Below are 15,189 nucleotides of genomic sequence, written 5' to 3'. Positions count from 1 at the left end.
AAGCGACTTGATGTGGGTTGACTCAGATTGACTTCAGTTGAGAGGAACATCGCGGAAAGCCTTGCGGATACTGGATTTCAGACACAAAAAAAGACGTCTGTTGACGTCTATTGATGTTCCGATGGTGCCGAAGGCCGGACTCGAACCGGCACGTATTTCTACGGTTGATTTTGAATCAACTGCGTCTACCGATTTCGCCACTTCGGCACTGAAGGGGATGCGGAAACGTTGTGGATTATACCTGTCGCGCGCCGCCATGCAAGCGGCGACGCGCTAAACCTACGCTAAGTGCCCAAAAAACCAGCGCCCTGTCATTCTACCTCGGAAACCGCCAGCCGAATCACGCCTGCCGACTTCTGCTCTGGCAGCGCCAGCACCTTCGCCCACATCTCCTGCACCATGTCGCAGGAGAGCTTCTCTTTGCCCACCGCCTTCTCCGGCATCTGCAGCAGCTGGATGTCCTCGCCGTACTTGTCGGCCAGCGTTTTCATAATCGGGCGGACATCCGTCACCGCGGCTTCGCGTTCTTCCGGGGTCACGGTGTGGCGGTTTTTGCCGTAGGCCGCGCGCATCATGTCGGCGTCGGCCTGCATGCGCCGCGTCATCAGGTCTTTATCCAACATGCGCATCGGGTTGACGCCCCCTTTTACCGCCGGGTAGAGGAAGCGGAAACAGGCGTCGTCGCTCACCTTCTGGATGGCGGCGGTCTGCTCCATGTTGATCGTCATATAGTTCACCACGTTAGCGTCCGGCGCGTTTTGCAGGCGCGACATCTGCAGATGCAGGATCTGCGGCTGGATGGTGTCGATAATCTTCTGCTCCGGCTCGCCGGCTTTTTGCAGGGCCGCCATCTGGTCAAGAATGCGCTGATGAAGCACAGGCTCTTGCTCTTTAATCACCTGCCAGGCGGGCATTGCGTTGAGGGTGCTATCAAGCTGCTGTTCGGGAGTGTGCTGGCGTTGTTTGTCGAAGTAGACCCAGAACGCCACGACGGCGGCCAGGAGAGTCACCACGACTATACGGATCCACGTTTTATTCATCTCGCATCCTTTTCTTTTCGCTATGCCGGTTTACACCGGCACGCCGCTGTGAAAGCGAAACTCATTGTCCGGTGTCGAGATAAGTGTGGCTTCAATTTCGCCAAAAAGCTGTATGCGCGGTGAGATATCGTCGTCGCTCACCTGTTGGGCAAGCGTCAGGTAGTCCTGATAGTGGCGCGCTTCCGAGCGCAGCAGCGAGAGATAGAATTTCTGCAGGTCGTCGTCGAGGAACGGGGCCAGCGCGGCGAAACGCTCGCAGGAGCGGGCTTCGATGTAAGCCCCGCAGATGAGCTTGTCGATAAGCGTCAGCGGTTCGTGCGTGCGCACCGCTTTGAGCATCCCTTTGGCGTAGCGGCTGGCGGTGATTTTGACGTACGGAATGTCGCGCGCCAGCATCGCCTCGCGCACCTGCCAGAAGTGGTGCAACTCTTCTTTGATCAGCAGCACCATGCTGTCGATAAGCGCCTGGCCCCAGGGGTCGTCGGTTTTGGGCATGACGCTTTTGCCAATCTGCTTGTGCAGGGCCACAAAATCCGGTTCCGGGCCTTCGCGGAAGGTGAACGCTTCGTAGGGTTTGAGCCAGTCGAGCAGCGCGTCGGCACCGCTTTCATCGGCGACGTATTTACGCACCAGCAGCAGCGCGGTCTGGGCGGCCTTGAGCTCGCACACCATGTGGTCGGTGAGCAGCAGCGGCAGGTTTGCCGGGTCGCGGGCGTGATCAATCCATGCTGGTGGGGTCGGGCACTGGAGGAAGTTAAGAACGGGGGCGAGTATCTGCGGGTAATCCATGGTTCTGCCTTGAAAAAGCGGTGGCACGCGCCACCGCCTGAAACGCTTAGTGACGCACGCCGTCGTCGTCTTCGTCGATGAAATCTTCGTCGTCGCCTTCTTCGCCGTCTTCACCGTTCGGATCTTCGAAGTAGGTTCCCCAGCCGTCGTATTCCACTTCAAACTTCTCGGCCAGGTTCATCAGCTGTTCGACCTGAGCGTCGATCAGTTCAGCTTTCAGTGCGCCTTCGCTCAGAATATCGCAGCAGATGACGGTGTCGCCCTCTTCCACTTCCAGCTCTTCCGGCTCGGTCACTTCGTAACCCAGTTTGAAAGCTTCTACCGCCAGTTTTTCCAGCGCGTCGAAATCGTCAGCAGAGAAATGGTGCTCGATGGTGTACAGCGCGTCCGGATCGCTACCGTCTTCCAGCAGTTCTTCGATAATCAGGCGCGTCTCTTCGCGTTGCTCTTCCAGGTGTTCCGGGTTTGCCATGGCTCATTCCTCTTTAAAGTGCGGCAGATACTTCTATTTTCACACACGGACGGGTTTGCCTCCACCTTTGTTGGAAAGATTTGTGAAACGGGGTTGCAAATGAATAATTAGACATATAAAGTGAATTTTAATTCAATAAGTGGCGTTTGCCATGTGAGGATAAAATGTCTGATCTGTACAAGAAACACTTTCTGAAATTGCTCGATTTTACCCCTGCACAGCTCAATTCCCTGCTGACCCTTGCCGCTCAGCTCAAAGCCGATAAAAAAAAGGGTAAGGAAGTACAAAAGCTTACTGGCAAAAACATCGCGCTCATCTTCGAAAAAGACTCAACCCGTACACGATGCTCTTTCGAAGTTGCCGCATTTGACCAGGGCGCGCGCGTCACATATTTAGGGCCGAGCGGCAACCAGATTGGGCATAAAGAATCAATTAAGGACACCGCGCGGGTACTCGGGCGGATGTACGATGGCATTCAGTATCGCGGTCACGGTCAGGACGTGGTCGAAACGCTGGCGCAGTATGCGGGCGTGCCGGTGTGGAACGGGCTGACCAACGAGTTCCACCCGACGCAATTGCTGGCGGACCTGCTGACCATGCAGGAGCATCTGCCGGGCAAAGCGTTTAACGAGATGACGCTGGTTTATGCGGGTGATGCGCGTAACAACATGGGTAACTCGATGCTGGAAGCGGCAGCGTTAACCGGGCTGGATCTGCGTCTGGTGGCACCGAAAGCCTGCTGGCCGGAAGAGCGCCTGGTGGCGGAGTGCAGCGCGCTGGCGGAGAAGAATGGCGGGAAGATCACCCTGACGGAAGAGGTAGCGGCCGGCGTGAAAGGGGCGGACTTCATCTATACCGATGTGTGGGTGTCGATGGGCGAGGCCAAAGAGAAGTGGGCCGAGCGGATTGCCCTGCTGCGCGGGTATCAGGTGAACGCGCAGATGATGGCGCTGACCGGTAACCCGGACGTGAAGTTCCTGCACTGTCTGCCGGCATTCCATGACGACCAGACCACGCTGGGTAAGCAGATGGCGAAAGAGTTCGATCTGCACGGCGGGATGGAAGTGACGGACGAGGTGTTTGAATCGGCGGCGAGCATTGTGTTTGACCAGGCGGAAAACCGGATGCATACCATTAAGGCGGTGATGGTGGCGACGCTTGGGGAGTGATCCTCTGCGGTCTGGTGCCCTCACCCCGGCCCTCTTCCACCGGGTGAGGGCGTAAACCGGCGCCGCTTCATTGATTTTTCCGCCTGAAAAAGGTACGTTTTCGCCTTAATTCCTGCGTGGACATACCAGCATTATGCCGATTATTCAGTCTGTTGAACGTGCGTTGCAGATCCTCGACCTGTTTAACGAGCAGGCCACCGAGCTTAAGATCACCGACATCAGCAAACTGATGGGGCTGAGCAAAAGTACCCTCCACTCGCTGCTGAAAACCCTGCAGCTTCACGGCTATATCGATCAGAACCCGGAAAACGGTAAATATCGCCTCGGCATGAAGCTGGTTGAGCGCGGTCATTTTGTGGTGGGCTCAATCGATATTCGTCAGAAGGCGAAAGGCTGGCTGACGGAGCTGTCGCAGCGTACCGGGCAGACCACCCATCTGGGGATCCTGGACGGCCGTGAAGGCGTTTATATCGAGAAGATTGAAGGCAAGCTGGCGGCTATCGCCTATTCACGCATTGGTCGTCGGCTGCCGGTGCACGCCACCGCCATCGGCAAGGTGTTGATTGCCTGGCTTGGCGAGGCCGAGCTGAACGCCCTGCTTGAGGGCTATCAGTACACCACCTATACCCCTTCCACCCTTGCCTCCCGCGACGCGTTGCTGGAGGCCCTCGCCAAGACCCGCGAGCAGGGTTACGCCTTCGACCGCGAAGAGAACGAGCAGGGCGTGCGCTGCGTGGCGGTACCGGTGTGGAACCATGAATCCCGCGTGATTGCCGCCCTGAGTCTGTCGACGCTGACGTCGCGGGTGGATGACGCCGAACTGGCCAGCTTCCGCGAGCAACTTCAGCAGGCCGGGCTCCAGCTCTCACGCGCGCTGGGTTACCCGGCCTGATCCGCTATTTCGCGGCCGGTTCGTAGGTGAAGTAGTCAAAGTCTGCGTGGCAGCCGTCACCGCTGATGTCTTCGCAGTGCAGGCCGACAAACGCGCCGGTAAAGAAGCCGCGCCCGCCGATGTAGTCATCCGACAGTTTCCACGCTTCATACGTCACCGGCACGGTGTGCCACGTCTCACCGTCAAACGAGTAGCTGTAGCGGTAAACCAGGGTGTCGACGTCAACCCGTAACCAGATGCTCTCTGCGCTGTCCGGTACCGGGATCGGCTGTTCATGCAGCGGCCACGACGGCACGTTGTGGTCAAGCTGGATCACTTTGATCGTTCTGCCCTGCCCCTCCTCGTAGTCCACAAAGCAGTAGCTCCAGTTTTTACTGTTGTAGTAGCAGGTCAGCCCGGCGCTCTGCTGGAAGTGAACCGGCAAGAACTGCATGCGCGTCTCTGCCCGGAAGGCGAAGTGCTGCCAGCGGCGGGCCACGGTCGACTGGGTAAAGGTCGAGTTAAGCGAGTCGTTGCCGTAAAGCCGCAAATACCCCGGGCGCACGCTCAGCGAGCCGAGGCTGTCGTCGAACGGAATGCGCAGGGTCTGCAGCTCCGGGTCAAGCGTGCTGCCGTCGAAATCCTCCCGCCAGCTGTCCCGGGAGGCGGCGGGCTGCTCCGCTATCTGCGGGCCGGGGACGGTCAGCTGCGCGTGTTTACCGCCGTCAACGTACGGCCAGCCGTCGCGCCATTCGATGCGCGCAATGCCGGTCTCGCGTCCCAGCGGGCAGTAGCCGCGCCCGCCCGAGGCCAGCAGCGGTATACCCGGCAGGCGCAGCGGTCGGCTGGTGAGGTAGGCCATATACCACTCCCCGGTGTGGGTCTGCAGCAGCGAGCCGTGGCCGCTCTTCTGCAGCGGGTTCTCCGGCAGATGCCAGCTGGTCATCATCGTCACGTCCGGATGCAGTTCGTACGGCCCGTCGAGCGTTTTTGAGCGCAGCACCACCACCGCGTGTTCATAGCTGGTGCCGCCTTCGGCGACTATCAGGTAGTACCAGCCCTCTTTACGATAAAGGTGCGCCCCTTCGGTGTAGCAGAGCGGCGTGCCGGTAAACAGGGTTTTGCGCTCGGGCGAAAGGGTGCCGGTCTGCGGGTCAAACTCCTGCATCACGATGGTGTTATGCGGGTTGCTGTGATGGCGCGGCCCCCACGGGCGGTAGAGATAGTATTTGCGGCCATCGTCGTCGTGGAACAGCGACGGGTCAAACCCTCCGTTGCCCATCGGGATCGGTTCGCTCCACGGCCCCTCGATGGAGGGCGCAGTGACGAGGAAGTTACGGCCATTTTTCCACGGCGAATCGACAATTTTCACGTCGGTGTACAGTAGCCAGAATTGGCCATCGGCGTAGCTCAGGCACGGCGCCCAGATGCCGCCGGAGTCCGGGTTGCCCTTCATGTCCAGCATCGACACCCTGTCCAGCGGCGTGCTGACCAGCGACCAGTTCTTCATGTCGCGGGAGTGGTAGATGCGCACGCCCGGAAACCATTCAAACGTCGAGGTGGCGATGTAGTAATCCTCCCCCTGACGGCACAGGGACGGGTCCGGGTTAAAGCCGGTGAGAATCGGGTTTGTTATCGTTGTCATGTTGCCTCCTGTTAATGGGATGCGGCTGTCGCAGCGTCGGGCACGGCGTCACCCTGCGTTGCACGGTGCTTAATCAGCTGCTGGCTGATGGCCGCCACGCGGGCGTCGGTGAGTTTGTAGAACGACAGCATGATGAACATGCCCACGTAGAGCACCACCGGCACCACGCAGAACAGAATTTTAATGGTGGTCAGCACTTCGACCGGCTGCACGCTGCTGCTGGCGGAGTAGTTCACATACGCCAGGATCCAGCCCACCACCGCGCCGCCAATCGCCAGACCGATCTTCAGGCTGAACAGGTAGGTGGAGAACACCAGCCCGTCGAGACGGCGACCGCTGCGGCTCTCCTCGTAATCCACCACGTCAGAGGCCATCAGCCACTGCAGAGGCGTGGTGGTGTTAAAGACGAACAGGAACAGAATGTTAAGGGCGAAAATCAGGGCGATATGTTCGGCCGGGATGAAGAAAATCAGCAGGCTGATCAGGGAGTAGGCCACGATAATCCACTTGAAGGCGGTCACCCGGTCAAAGCGCCCCAGCAGGCGGGATGAGCAGAGCGAACCAAACATGGTGGCGAGGCTGCCGTAAAGCAGAAACTGCGTCGCCATCTCCGGGTGATCCATGACGTATTTCACGAAGTAGAGCGTCGCCCCGCCGCGGACCACGTTGGAACAGGTCGCCATCATCTTGAACGCACACATAATGCGCCACTGGGTATTGCCGAACAGAAGCTTGAGGTCTTTCGACACCGACGACCCCGGCTGCACCTCAAAGGTGTAGCGCTCTTTGGTGGTGAAGAAGCAGACGTAGAGCAGCACCACGCCGCTCAGCCCCAGCACGCACATGGCGCCGAAATAGCCGACCTGCTCATCGCCTTTACCAATGATGCTCACCAGCGGCAGCGCAATGCCACTGATGGCCAGCGATCCCGCCGCCGCGAGGAAAAAGCGCCAGGACTGCAGCGCGTGGCGCTCTTTCGGGTCAGCGGTGATGACACCCGGCATGGCGCAGTAAGGGACGTTAACGAAGGTGTAGACCAGGGTCAGCAGAATGTAGGTTATGCAGGCGTAGATGATTTTACCCTGCGCGGAGAAGTCCGGCGTGTAGAAGGTCAACACGCAGACAATCCCAAACGGGATCGCGCCCCACAGCAGGAACGGACGGAACTGGCCGTGACGCGTGCGGGTGCGGTCAACCAGCAGCCCCATCAGCGGATCGGTGACGGCATCCAGCACGCGGGAAACTAAAAACAGCGTCCCCATAATGCCCGCCGACAGGCCAAACACGTCGGTATAGAAATAGGCCAGCAGGAACATGGTGGCCTGCCAGACAAAGCCGCAGGCGGTGTCACCCAGCCCGTAGCCAATTTTATCTTTCATGGTTAATTGCATCATTACCCCCAACGGCAGTACGTGGAACAGTGCAAACGCCAGGGTCCTGATTCAGGCAAATAAATGCCCGGTGCATCATCAGGAATACACCCTTATTTCGTGTGCTGAATTCACAACATCGTGTTAATAGAGTGTAATTAAGTGTTCAATTAACCGACAATGGTCATATCTTATTTCTGAATTATGATATTTTGCTTTTGTGACGCCACTCGACATCCTGATATCATTTAAAGACCTTGCTTTTCATGCAATTAGATTATTTACGCAATAATAAAAAACAGACATGCAAAAGCCGTCCACGGAATATTTTCCGTAGACGACAAGAGCCAGAAATATAATTAAAGACCGAGTGCTTTTTTACCGGCGTTAATTACCTCGATGATTTTATCGGTGTCATAAATACACCCTTTCCAGGTGCCGCCGCTCACCGACTGCAGAGCCGCCCACAGGCGGGTATCGTCCGGCAAAAATGCATGGGCGTGCAGGTCAGGATGCACCGGACGCGACGCCAGCACGCGCGCCCCCTCTTCCGGCGTCAGCGGCTGTTCCGCCGTGCCGATAAAGTTAACGCTGCCCGTTAAGGACAGGCGGTCGACGCCGATCTCAATGATATCGTTGTCGCGCAGCTTGCCGATGGGGCCACCTGCCAGCGCTTCCGGCGACACATGGCCGAAGCACGCCCCGGTTGATACCCCCGAGAAGCGCGCATCGGTGATCAGCGATACCGTCTTGCCCCACGAGATATGTTTCAGCGCGGAGGTTAGCTGGTAGGTCTCTTCCATGCCGGTGCCGGACGGGCCTCCGCCAATCACCACCATAATATCGCCCTGCTGGATCGCTTCCTGCTTGATGGCCTTAATAGCCTGCGCTTCAGAGACAAACACCCGCACCCGGCCGGTATGGCGGTAAACGCCATCGTCATCCACAACAGACGGGTCGATGGCCGTGGCTTTGATCACCGACCCTTCGGGCGCGATATTGCCGGTCGGGAAGCAGACCGTCGAGGTCAGGCCTTTCGCGTGGGCGCGTTCAGGCGGCAGGATCACGTCATCCGGATCGACGCCGTCCTGCTCGCGCAGGCACTGACGAAAACGCGCCCGACGCGCTGAGTTTTCCCACCAGTCGAGGTTCTCCCCGACCGTCTGGCCGGTAACGGTCATGGCATCTTCATGCAGCAGCCCCAGCTTGCGCAGATGGAGCATCACCTCCGGCACGCCGCCCGCCAGGAAAGCACGCACCGTCGGGTGGTAGTCCGGGCCGTTTGGCAGCACACTCACCAGACGCGGAACCTTACGGTTGATGCGCGTCCAGTGCGCCACATCCGGAATGGTGCAGCCCGCCGCATGGGCAATCGCCGGGATGTGCAGCAGCAGGTTGGTGGAGCCGCCAAACGCCGCGTGAAGCACCATGGCGTTTTCAATGGCTTTGTCGGTCAGGATATCGCGGGTCGTGATCCCACGGTTATCCAGCTCGCTCACCGCCCGCGCAGACTGACGGGCAATCTCCAGCCATACGGCCTGCCCGGACGGGGCGAGCGCGGAGTGCGGCAGCGCCAGACCCAGCGCTTCGGCCACCACCTGTGACGTTCCCGCGGTGCCGAGAAACTGACAGCCGCCGCCGGGTGATGCGCAGGCACGACACCCCAGCTCGGCGGCCTCCTGCAGCGACAGCTCATGGTTAGCGAAACGCGCACCAATGGTCTGCACTTTTCCGGCATCTTCCCCCACGGTCGGCGGCAGCGTCGCCCCACCCGGCACCAGAATGGTCGGCAGATCATGCATGGAGGCCAGCGCAATCATGGTCGCGGGCAGCCCTTTATCGCAGGTTGCCACGCCGATCACCGCGCGCCGCGTCGGCAGGGAGCGGATCAGACGACGAAACACGATCGCCGCGTCATTACGGTACGGCAGGGAGTCGAACATGCCGTGGGTGCCCTGAGAACGTCCGTCGCACGGATCGCTGACGAAGGCCGCAAACGGGATCCCACCATTACGGGTGATCTCCTTCGCCGCCGCCTGCATCTGCATGCCAATCTCCCAGTGCCCGGTGTGGTAGCCCAGCGCAACAGGTCGCCCGTCCCCGGCGCGAATACCGCCCTGCGTACCGATAATCAGCACCTCTTTGCCGGTCAGCTTGTTGGCGTCCCAGCCCATACCGGCGTTTTGCGTCATGCCAAACAGGTTACCGCTGGGGGATTCCATCAGCATTTGCGGGGTCAGCGGCAGTGCCCCCTGCGGCCCGGCCGCATGGGTGATGACGGCATAAAACGCATCGTCCTGTGGGGTGAAAATTTTCTCAATGGTCATCGTCGTCTTCCGGCTCAGCAGAGCTTGAGCTGTTGCAACAGGGTTTTCAGCTGCGCCTTACGCGGTTCATCCAGTGGCGACGCGGGCGGCAGCACGTATGTGGAGATCGGGCGGCCGCACAGCACAATCGCCTCTTTAATGACGTTCACAAACGGCGTATCGAGCTGATACATCTGCGGTATTTGCAGCAGGACCTGGTGGTATTCGGCCGCCTTCGCCACCTCCTGGTCACGCCAGGCCTTCAGCAGATTCACCGACACCTGCGGAGCAAAGTTACCGCTGGCCGAGATCGCGCCATCGCCCCCCAGCAGCAACGTATTAAACAGATGATCGTCATAGCCGCACAGCACCGTGAAGTGCGGATGGGCAGATTTGACGGTGTGGATCATGCTGCGCAGATGGGCGACGGAATCGATCGTGTCTTTGATGCCGACAATATTACTCCGCGAGTCGGCCAGGGTTTTGACCAGCGCCGGAGTCAGATCCTGCCCGGTCAGCGCCGGGAAGTTATACAGCATTACCGGCAGCGTGACGCTGTCTGCCACCTGTTCGAAATAGCGGATCAGATTCGCTTCGGACACTTTCCAGTAGTACGGGTTGATCACCACGATCCCGTCGGCACCGGCCTGCTGCGCATGCTGGCTCAGTTCAAGGGTTTCCCGGGCATTGGTGCCACCGGTGCCAATCAGCACCGGCACCCGGCGATCGACATGATCGATAGCAAACCGGGCAATGGTTTTACGCTCTTCGGCGTTTAGCTGGGAGAACTCGCCGCCGCTGCCCAAAAAGAACAGGCCATCGACGCCTGCGGCGATCAGGTCGTCGATCAACGCGGCGGTGCCGTGTTTATCAAGCTGTCCATCGGCGGTAAAGATGGTGGAGACAGGGGGAATGATTCCCGTGAACAACGCGGTCTGCGGCATGAGATCTCCTTGCTGAATTATTTGTTCTACATTATAGAACAGCGTTCATTAATTTAACGATCATACTATGACGCAGAAAAAGCGCAGGTAAATGGGAGGCGATGAGGGAGTGCGGAAAATATAAGCTGGATCACATAATGACGGGCTGCGGCCTGATGCTTTCACCCTCTCCCACCGGAAGAGGGAACGTTTCACCCTTCGCTTACGCTAACAGGGCTTACCCCACCAGCATTTTCACCACCACTTTACGCACCTTCGCAGGCGCGCCCACCGCGCACAGCGGCTTGTGCACTTCACCCGGATAGAACACCACAAAATCACCTTCACTTAACACCACCGTTTTCTCCTGCCCGCCCTCGGGCAAAAACGCGATGTCTTTATCCGCCAGCCAGTCGGTGTCCGGCGTACCGTGCGGCAGGGTACTGAAGGTCATCCCCTCCTGGCCTTTCATGATTATCTGAATATCCAGGTAGCGGGCGTGATACTCAGCGCGGCGCTCGGCAAATGGCTGGGTCATATCTTCAGACACCAGATAAAACAGGCTGTTGCCGTCGATGTCGTGTTTGCCACAGGGGGTAGCATCGGTAACGTGCGCCTTGACGTACTCGATAGCCTGACGCAGTTCTTCAGGTAGCCAGGACTGCAGATGATGGATGTTGCCAGCGATCATAAATAAACCCTCAATATAAAACAGCGTTTCATTTTAATCTTTTATACGAGAATTCAGACTGTCCTACCACCGCTTTTTCGATGAGTTTTGCGCGAGCGCATGTTTATCGGGAAATGTGTTACTCCACTGTTAATCGCTCACAGGCATTTATGCAGTCTTTATGCATAACCTCAGCCCTCCGCTTTCAGGCCGTGATGCTAACTTACTGATCGTATACGCTTCATAGCAAAACTCTCTGTGACTTCACACTTTATCATTTTGGTAATTTGCTATTAAATCTCATAATTATTTATTGATTTTTCTTAAGTCAAAAATAGTTAATGGATAATAGTGCATAGTCATTCTGCTCGCCATTTAATTATCTTCAAAATCAATAGCATAACTAAATATGTCAAAACATTAAATTCTACAAAATAATAACAACTCCAAATAATGCCAACGGATCCTGCTTAGCTATTCACCCGCAAATATAATCAAATTAATCATTATCTGATACGAATCATGCAAATGAAAACAAACTCCTTAATAGCCATTTTCACGTGAGCGACGTCACAATATTCATTATTTAAGCGCCTACTATAAATCTCGAAATCAATTGAGCTTAGCCGCCATGTAAATAAAGACATCACATGGCGCATGCCCTTTTTATTCTGAAAAACAGTTAAAGGAATAATTATGGAAAAGCATTACGTCGGTTCTGAAATTGGTCAATTGCGTAGCGTTATGCTGCACCGCCCAAATTTAAGTCTGAAACGTTTAACGCCATCGAACTGCCAGGAGCTGCTATTCGATGATGTGCTCTCGGTTGAGCGGGCGGGTGAAGAGCATGACATCTTCGCTAACACCCTGCGCGAACAGGGTGTGGAAGTCCTGCTGTTGACCGACCTTCTCACGCAAAGCCTTGATATTGCGGAGGCCAAAACCTGGCTGCTGGAGACGCAAATCTCTGACTATCGCCTCGGGCCAACCTTTGCCGGCGACGTGCGCGGCTGGCTGGCAGATATGCCACACCGCGAACTGGCACGCAGATTAAGCGGCGGATTAACCTACGGTGAAATTCCGGCAGCCTTTAAAAATATGGTGGTGGATACCCACACGGCAAATGATTTTATTATGAAGCCACTGCCTAACCATTTATTTACCCGCGATACCTCGTGCTGGATTTATAACGGCGTGTCAATTAACCCGATGGCCAAAGCAGCCCGCCAGCGTGAAACCAATAATCTCCGGGCCATATATCGCTGGCACCCTGCATTTGCCGATGGCGATTTTATTAAGTATTTCGGCGATGAAAACATTAATTACGACCACGCCACGTTAGAGGGCGGCGACGTATTAGTTATTGGCCGCGGCGCAGTGTTAATCGGCATGTCTGAACGCACCACGCCGCAGGGCGTTGAGTTCCTCGCCAATAGCCTGTTCAAACACCGCCAGGCCGAGCGCGTCATCGCTGTGGAACTGCCAAAACACCGCTCCTGCATGCACCTCGATACCGTCATGACCCACATCGACGTGGACACCTTCTCCGTCTACCCGGAAGTGGTGCGCAAAGACGCTCAGTGCTGGACGCTCACCCCAGACGGCCGCGGTGGCCTGCTGCGCACCCAGGAAACGGATCTGCTGCACGCCATTGAAAAAGCGCTCGGCATTAATCAGGTACGCCTGATCACCACCGGCGGCGACGCCTTTGAAGCCGAACGCGAACAGTGGAATGACGCGAATAACGTGCTGACCATCCGCCCGGGCGTGGTGATTGGCTACGAGCGTAACGTCTGGACCAACGAGAAATATGACAAAGCGGGTATCACCGTGCTGCCTATCCCGGGTGACGAACTGGGACGCGGCCGCGGCGGCGCGCGCTGCATGAGCTGCCCACTGGAACGCGACGGAATTTAAAGGAGCCATCATGGAACGAAAACCCACTCTGGTTGTGGCGCTTGGCGGTAACGCATTGCTGAAACGCGGCGAGCCGCTGGAAGCGGAGATCCAGCGCCAGAACATCGAGCTAGCGGCCCGCACCATCGCCGGGCTGACGGAACAGTGGCGCGTGGTACTGGTTCACGGCAACGGGCCGCAGGTTGGGCTGCTGGCGCTGCAAAACAGCGCGTACGACAAAGTCACCCCCTACCCGCTGGACATCCTCGGCGCCGAAAGTCAGGGAATGATTGGCTACATGCTCCAGCAGGCGCTGAAAAACAATCTGCCCCAGCGTGAGGTGAGCGTCCTGCTCACCCAGGTGGAAGTGGACGCCGCCGATCCGGCATTTACTAACCCGACCAAATACATCGGCCCGGTCTACAGCGAAACCCAGGCAAAAACGCTGCAGGCGGAGAAAGGCTGGGTATTCAAGGCCGACGGCAGCTATTTCCGCCGGGTGGTTCCCTCTCCACAGCCGAAACGCATCGTTGAGAGCGACGCCATCACGGCACTGATACAGCGCGATCACCTGGTGATCTGCAACGGCGGCGGCGGCGTGCCGGTGGTGGAAAACGCCAATGGGTATCACGGCATTGAAGCGGTGATCGACAAAGACCTCTCTGCCGCCCTGCTGGCGCGCCAGATTGAAGCCGATGCCCTGCTGATCCTGACCGATGCCGACGCGGTGTACCTCGACTGGGGCAAACCAACCCAGCGTCCGCTGGCACAGGTCACGCCGGAACTGCTCAGGGGCATGCAGTTTGACGCCGGTTCGATGGGGCCAAAAGTGGCCGCCTGCCGCGAGTTTGTCGAGGCCTGCAACGGTATCGCCGGGATCGGCGCGCTGGCCGACGGGGCAGACATTCTGGCGGGCGAGAAAGGCACGTTGATTCGCCACTGAACCGTATTTTCCCCTCACCTTCCCTCTATCCCTGTGGGCGAGGGTCGGGGTGAGGGCACCAGACAACACCATTTTAAAAGGGACGACCCAATGACCATCAATCTGAAAAACCGTAATTTCCTCAAACTGCTGGACTACACCCCGGCAGAAATCCAGTACCTGATCGACCTGGCCATCGAACTCAAAGCCGCCAAAAAAGCCGGACGTGAAAAACAAACCCTGGTCGGGAAAAACATCGCCCTGATTTTTGAAAAAACGTCCACGCGCACCCGCTGCGCCTTTGAAGTCGGTGCCTTTGACCAGGGCGCACAGGTGACCTACCTCGGCCCAAGCGGCTCGCAGATTGGCCACAAGGAGTCGATGAAAGACACCGCCCGCGTGCTGGGGCGGATGTACGACGGCATCGAGTATCGCGGCTACGGCCAGGCCATCGTGGAAGAGCTGGGCGAGTATGCGGGCGTGCCGGTGTGGAACGGCCTGACCGACGAGTTTCACCCCACGCAGATCCTCGCCGACCTGATGACCATGCTGGAGCATGCTCCGGGCAAAACCCTGCCGGATCTGAGCTTTGCCTACCTTGGCGACGCGCGGAACAACATGGGCAACTCCCTGATGGTCGGTGCCGCCAAAATGGGGATGGATATCCGCCTCGTCGCACCGAAATCGTTCTGGCCGGAAGCCGGGCTGGTTGAGCAGTGCCGCGCCATCGCCAAAGAGACCGGCGCACGCATCACGCTCACCGACGACGTGGAAGAAGGCGTACACGGTGCCGATTTCCTCTACACCGACGTGTGGGTCTCGATGGGCGAGCCGAAAGAGGCATGGGCCGAGCGCGTCAGCCTGATGAAGCCTTACCAGATTAATGCCCAGGTGATGAAAGCCACCGGCAACCCGAACGTCAAGTTCATGCACTGCCTGCCGGCATTCCACAACGAACACACCAAAGTCGGCCGTGAAATCGAGATGGCCTACGGCCTGAAAGGGCTGGAGGTGACGGAAGAGGTCTTCGAATCACCGAACTCAATCGTCTTTGACGAAGCAGAGAACCGCATGCACACCATTAAAGCGGTCATGGTGGCGACACTCGGCGACTAA

The 15,189-nt window shown here is 57.7% G+C and carries 14 protein-coding genes and 1 tRNA gene; 6 read left to right on the top strand and 9 right to left on the bottom strand.

Going from position 1 to position 15,189, the window contains the following annotated elements; genetic code table 11:
* Positions 1 to 122: 122 nt before the first annotated feature.
* The 4 genes from AB6731_RS12960 to rraB form a co-directional block, all read right to left on the bottom strand.
* Positions 123 to 207, bottom strand: a tRNA-Leu gene (locus AB6731_RS12960).
* A 104-nt stretch (positions 208 to 311) separates the two neighbouring features.
* Positions 312 to 1,040, bottom strand: a complete 729-nt coding sequence (locus tag AB6731_RS12955; RefSeq protein ID WP_371006436.1) for a topoisomerase II — start codon at positions 1,038 to 1,040, stop codon at positions 312 to 314.
* Positions 1,041 to 1,070: 30 nt separating this feature from the next.
* Positions 1,071 to 1,829 (bottom strand): tRNA isopentenyl-2-thiomethyl-A-37 hydroxylase MiaE, encoded by a 759-nt coding sequence (miaE, locus tag AB6731_RS12950; protein ID WP_047743237.1) that lies wholly within the window; start codon positions 1,827 to 1,829, stop codon positions 1,071 to 1,073.
* A 46-nt stretch (positions 1,830 to 1,875) separates the two neighbouring features.
* The gene (gene rraB, locus AB6731_RS12945) at positions 1,876 to 2,301 is read right to left on the bottom strand and encodes a ribonuclease E inhibitor RraB (protein WP_014168417.1); all 426 of its coding nucleotides are present in this window, start codon (positions 2,299 to 2,301) and stop codon (positions 1,876 to 1,878) included.
* Between the two features lie 120 nt (positions 2,302 to 2,421).
* Between rraB and AB6731_RS12940 the strand changes: the two genes are divergently transcribed.
* The 3 genes from AB6731_RS12940 (at position 2,422) to xynR (ending at position 4,362) form a co-directional block, all read left to right on the top strand.
* Positions 2,422 to 2,496 (top strand): hypothetical protein, encoded by a 75-nt coding sequence (locus tag AB6731_RS12940; RefSeq protein ID WP_223399268.1) that lies wholly within the window; start codon positions 2,422 to 2,424, stop codon positions 2,494 to 2,496.
* Positions 2,466 to 3,470: an ornithine carbamoyltransferase gene (argF, locus tag AB6731_RS12935; protein ID WP_371006435.1), complete on the top strand. Its 1,005-nt coding sequence runs from the start codon at positions 2,466 to 2,468 to the stop codon at positions 3,468 to 3,470. Before AB6731_RS12940 ends, argF (AB6731_RS12935) begins: the two co-directional genes overlap by 31 nt.
* Before the next feature lie 133 nt (positions 3,471 to 3,603).
* The gene (gene xynR, locus AB6731_RS12930) at positions 3,604 to 4,362 is read left to right on the top strand and encodes a DNA-binding transcriptional repressor XynR (RefSeq protein ID WP_025205733.1); all 759 of its coding nucleotides are present in this window, start codon (positions 3,604 to 3,606) and stop codon (positions 4,360 to 4,362) included.
* A gap of 4 nt (positions 4,363 to 4,366) precedes the next feature.
* On the opposite strand, the gene AB6731_RS12925 is transcribed toward xynR, so the two are convergent.
* The 5 genes from AB6731_RS12925 to AB6731_RS12905 form a co-directional block, all read right to left on the bottom strand.
* On the bottom strand, positions 4,367 to 5,986 hold the full coding sequence (locus AB6731_RS12925; RefSeq protein WP_371006434.1) for a glycoside hydrolase family 43 protein: 1,620 nt from the start codon (positions 5,984 to 5,986) through the stop codon (positions 4,367 to 4,369).
* 11 nt (positions 5,987 to 5,997) lie between these two features.
* Entirely contained in the window at positions 5,998 to 7,380 is a 1,383-nt protein-coding gene (locus tag AB6731_RS12920; protein ID WP_072126504.1) for an MFS transporter, read from the bottom strand.
* A gap of 335 nt (positions 7,381 to 7,715) precedes the next feature.
* Positions 7,716 to 9,683, bottom strand: coding sequence for a xylonate dehydratase YagF (gene yagF, locus AB6731_RS12915; protein WP_086462896.1), 1,968 nt, complete (start codon positions 9,681 to 9,683; stop codon positions 7,716 to 7,718).
* A gap of 14 nt (positions 9,684 to 9,697) precedes the next feature.
* A complete protein-coding gene (gene yagE / locus AB6731_RS12910; protein WP_014168410.1) occupies positions 9,698 to 10,606 on the bottom strand; it encodes a 2-keto-3-deoxygluconate aldolase in 909 nt (302 codons plus the stop codon).
* A 217-nt stretch (positions 10,607 to 10,823) separates the two neighbouring features.
* On the bottom strand, positions 10,824 to 11,276 hold the full coding sequence (locus AB6731_RS12905) for a YhcH/YjgK/YiaL family protein (protein WP_014168409.1): 453 nt from the start codon (positions 11,274 to 11,276) through the stop codon (positions 10,824 to 10,826).
* 675 nt (positions 11,277 to 11,951) lie between these two features.
* Between AB6731_RS12905 and arcA the strand changes: the two genes are divergently transcribed.
* The 3 genes from arcA to argF (AB6731_RS12890) all read left to right on the top strand — a co-directional run bounded on the left by arcA (position 11,952) and on the right by argF (AB6731_RS12890) (position 15,189).
* Complete coding sequence (gene arcA, locus AB6731_RS12900) at positions 11,952 to 13,172, top strand: arginine deiminase (protein WP_333193106.1); 1,221 nt, start codon at positions 11,952 to 11,954, stop codon at positions 13,170 to 13,172.
* Positions 13,173 to 13,182: 10 nt separating this feature from the next.
* Complete coding sequence (gene arcC / locus AB6731_RS12895; protein WP_050737573.1) at positions 13,183 to 14,094, top strand: carbamate kinase; 912 nt, start codon at positions 13,183 to 13,185, stop codon at positions 14,092 to 14,094.
* Positions 14,095 to 14,184: 90 nt separating this feature from the next.
* Positions 14,185 to 15,189, top strand: a complete 1,005-nt coding sequence (argF, locus tag AB6731_RS12890) for an ornithine carbamoyltransferase (RefSeq protein WP_020885389.1) — start codon at positions 14,185 to 14,187, stop codon at positions 15,187 to 15,189.

The sequence above is a fragment of the Enterobacter sp. RCC_40 genome (assembly GCF_041360735.1).
In the GTDB taxonomy this organism is placed as follows: domain Bacteria; phylum Pseudomonadota; class Gammaproteobacteria; order Enterobacterales; family Enterobacteriaceae; genus Enterobacter; species Enterobacter ludwigii.
Note: the sequence above shows the minus strand (reverse complement) of the source record. Positions and strands in the feature narration are given on the sequence as shown.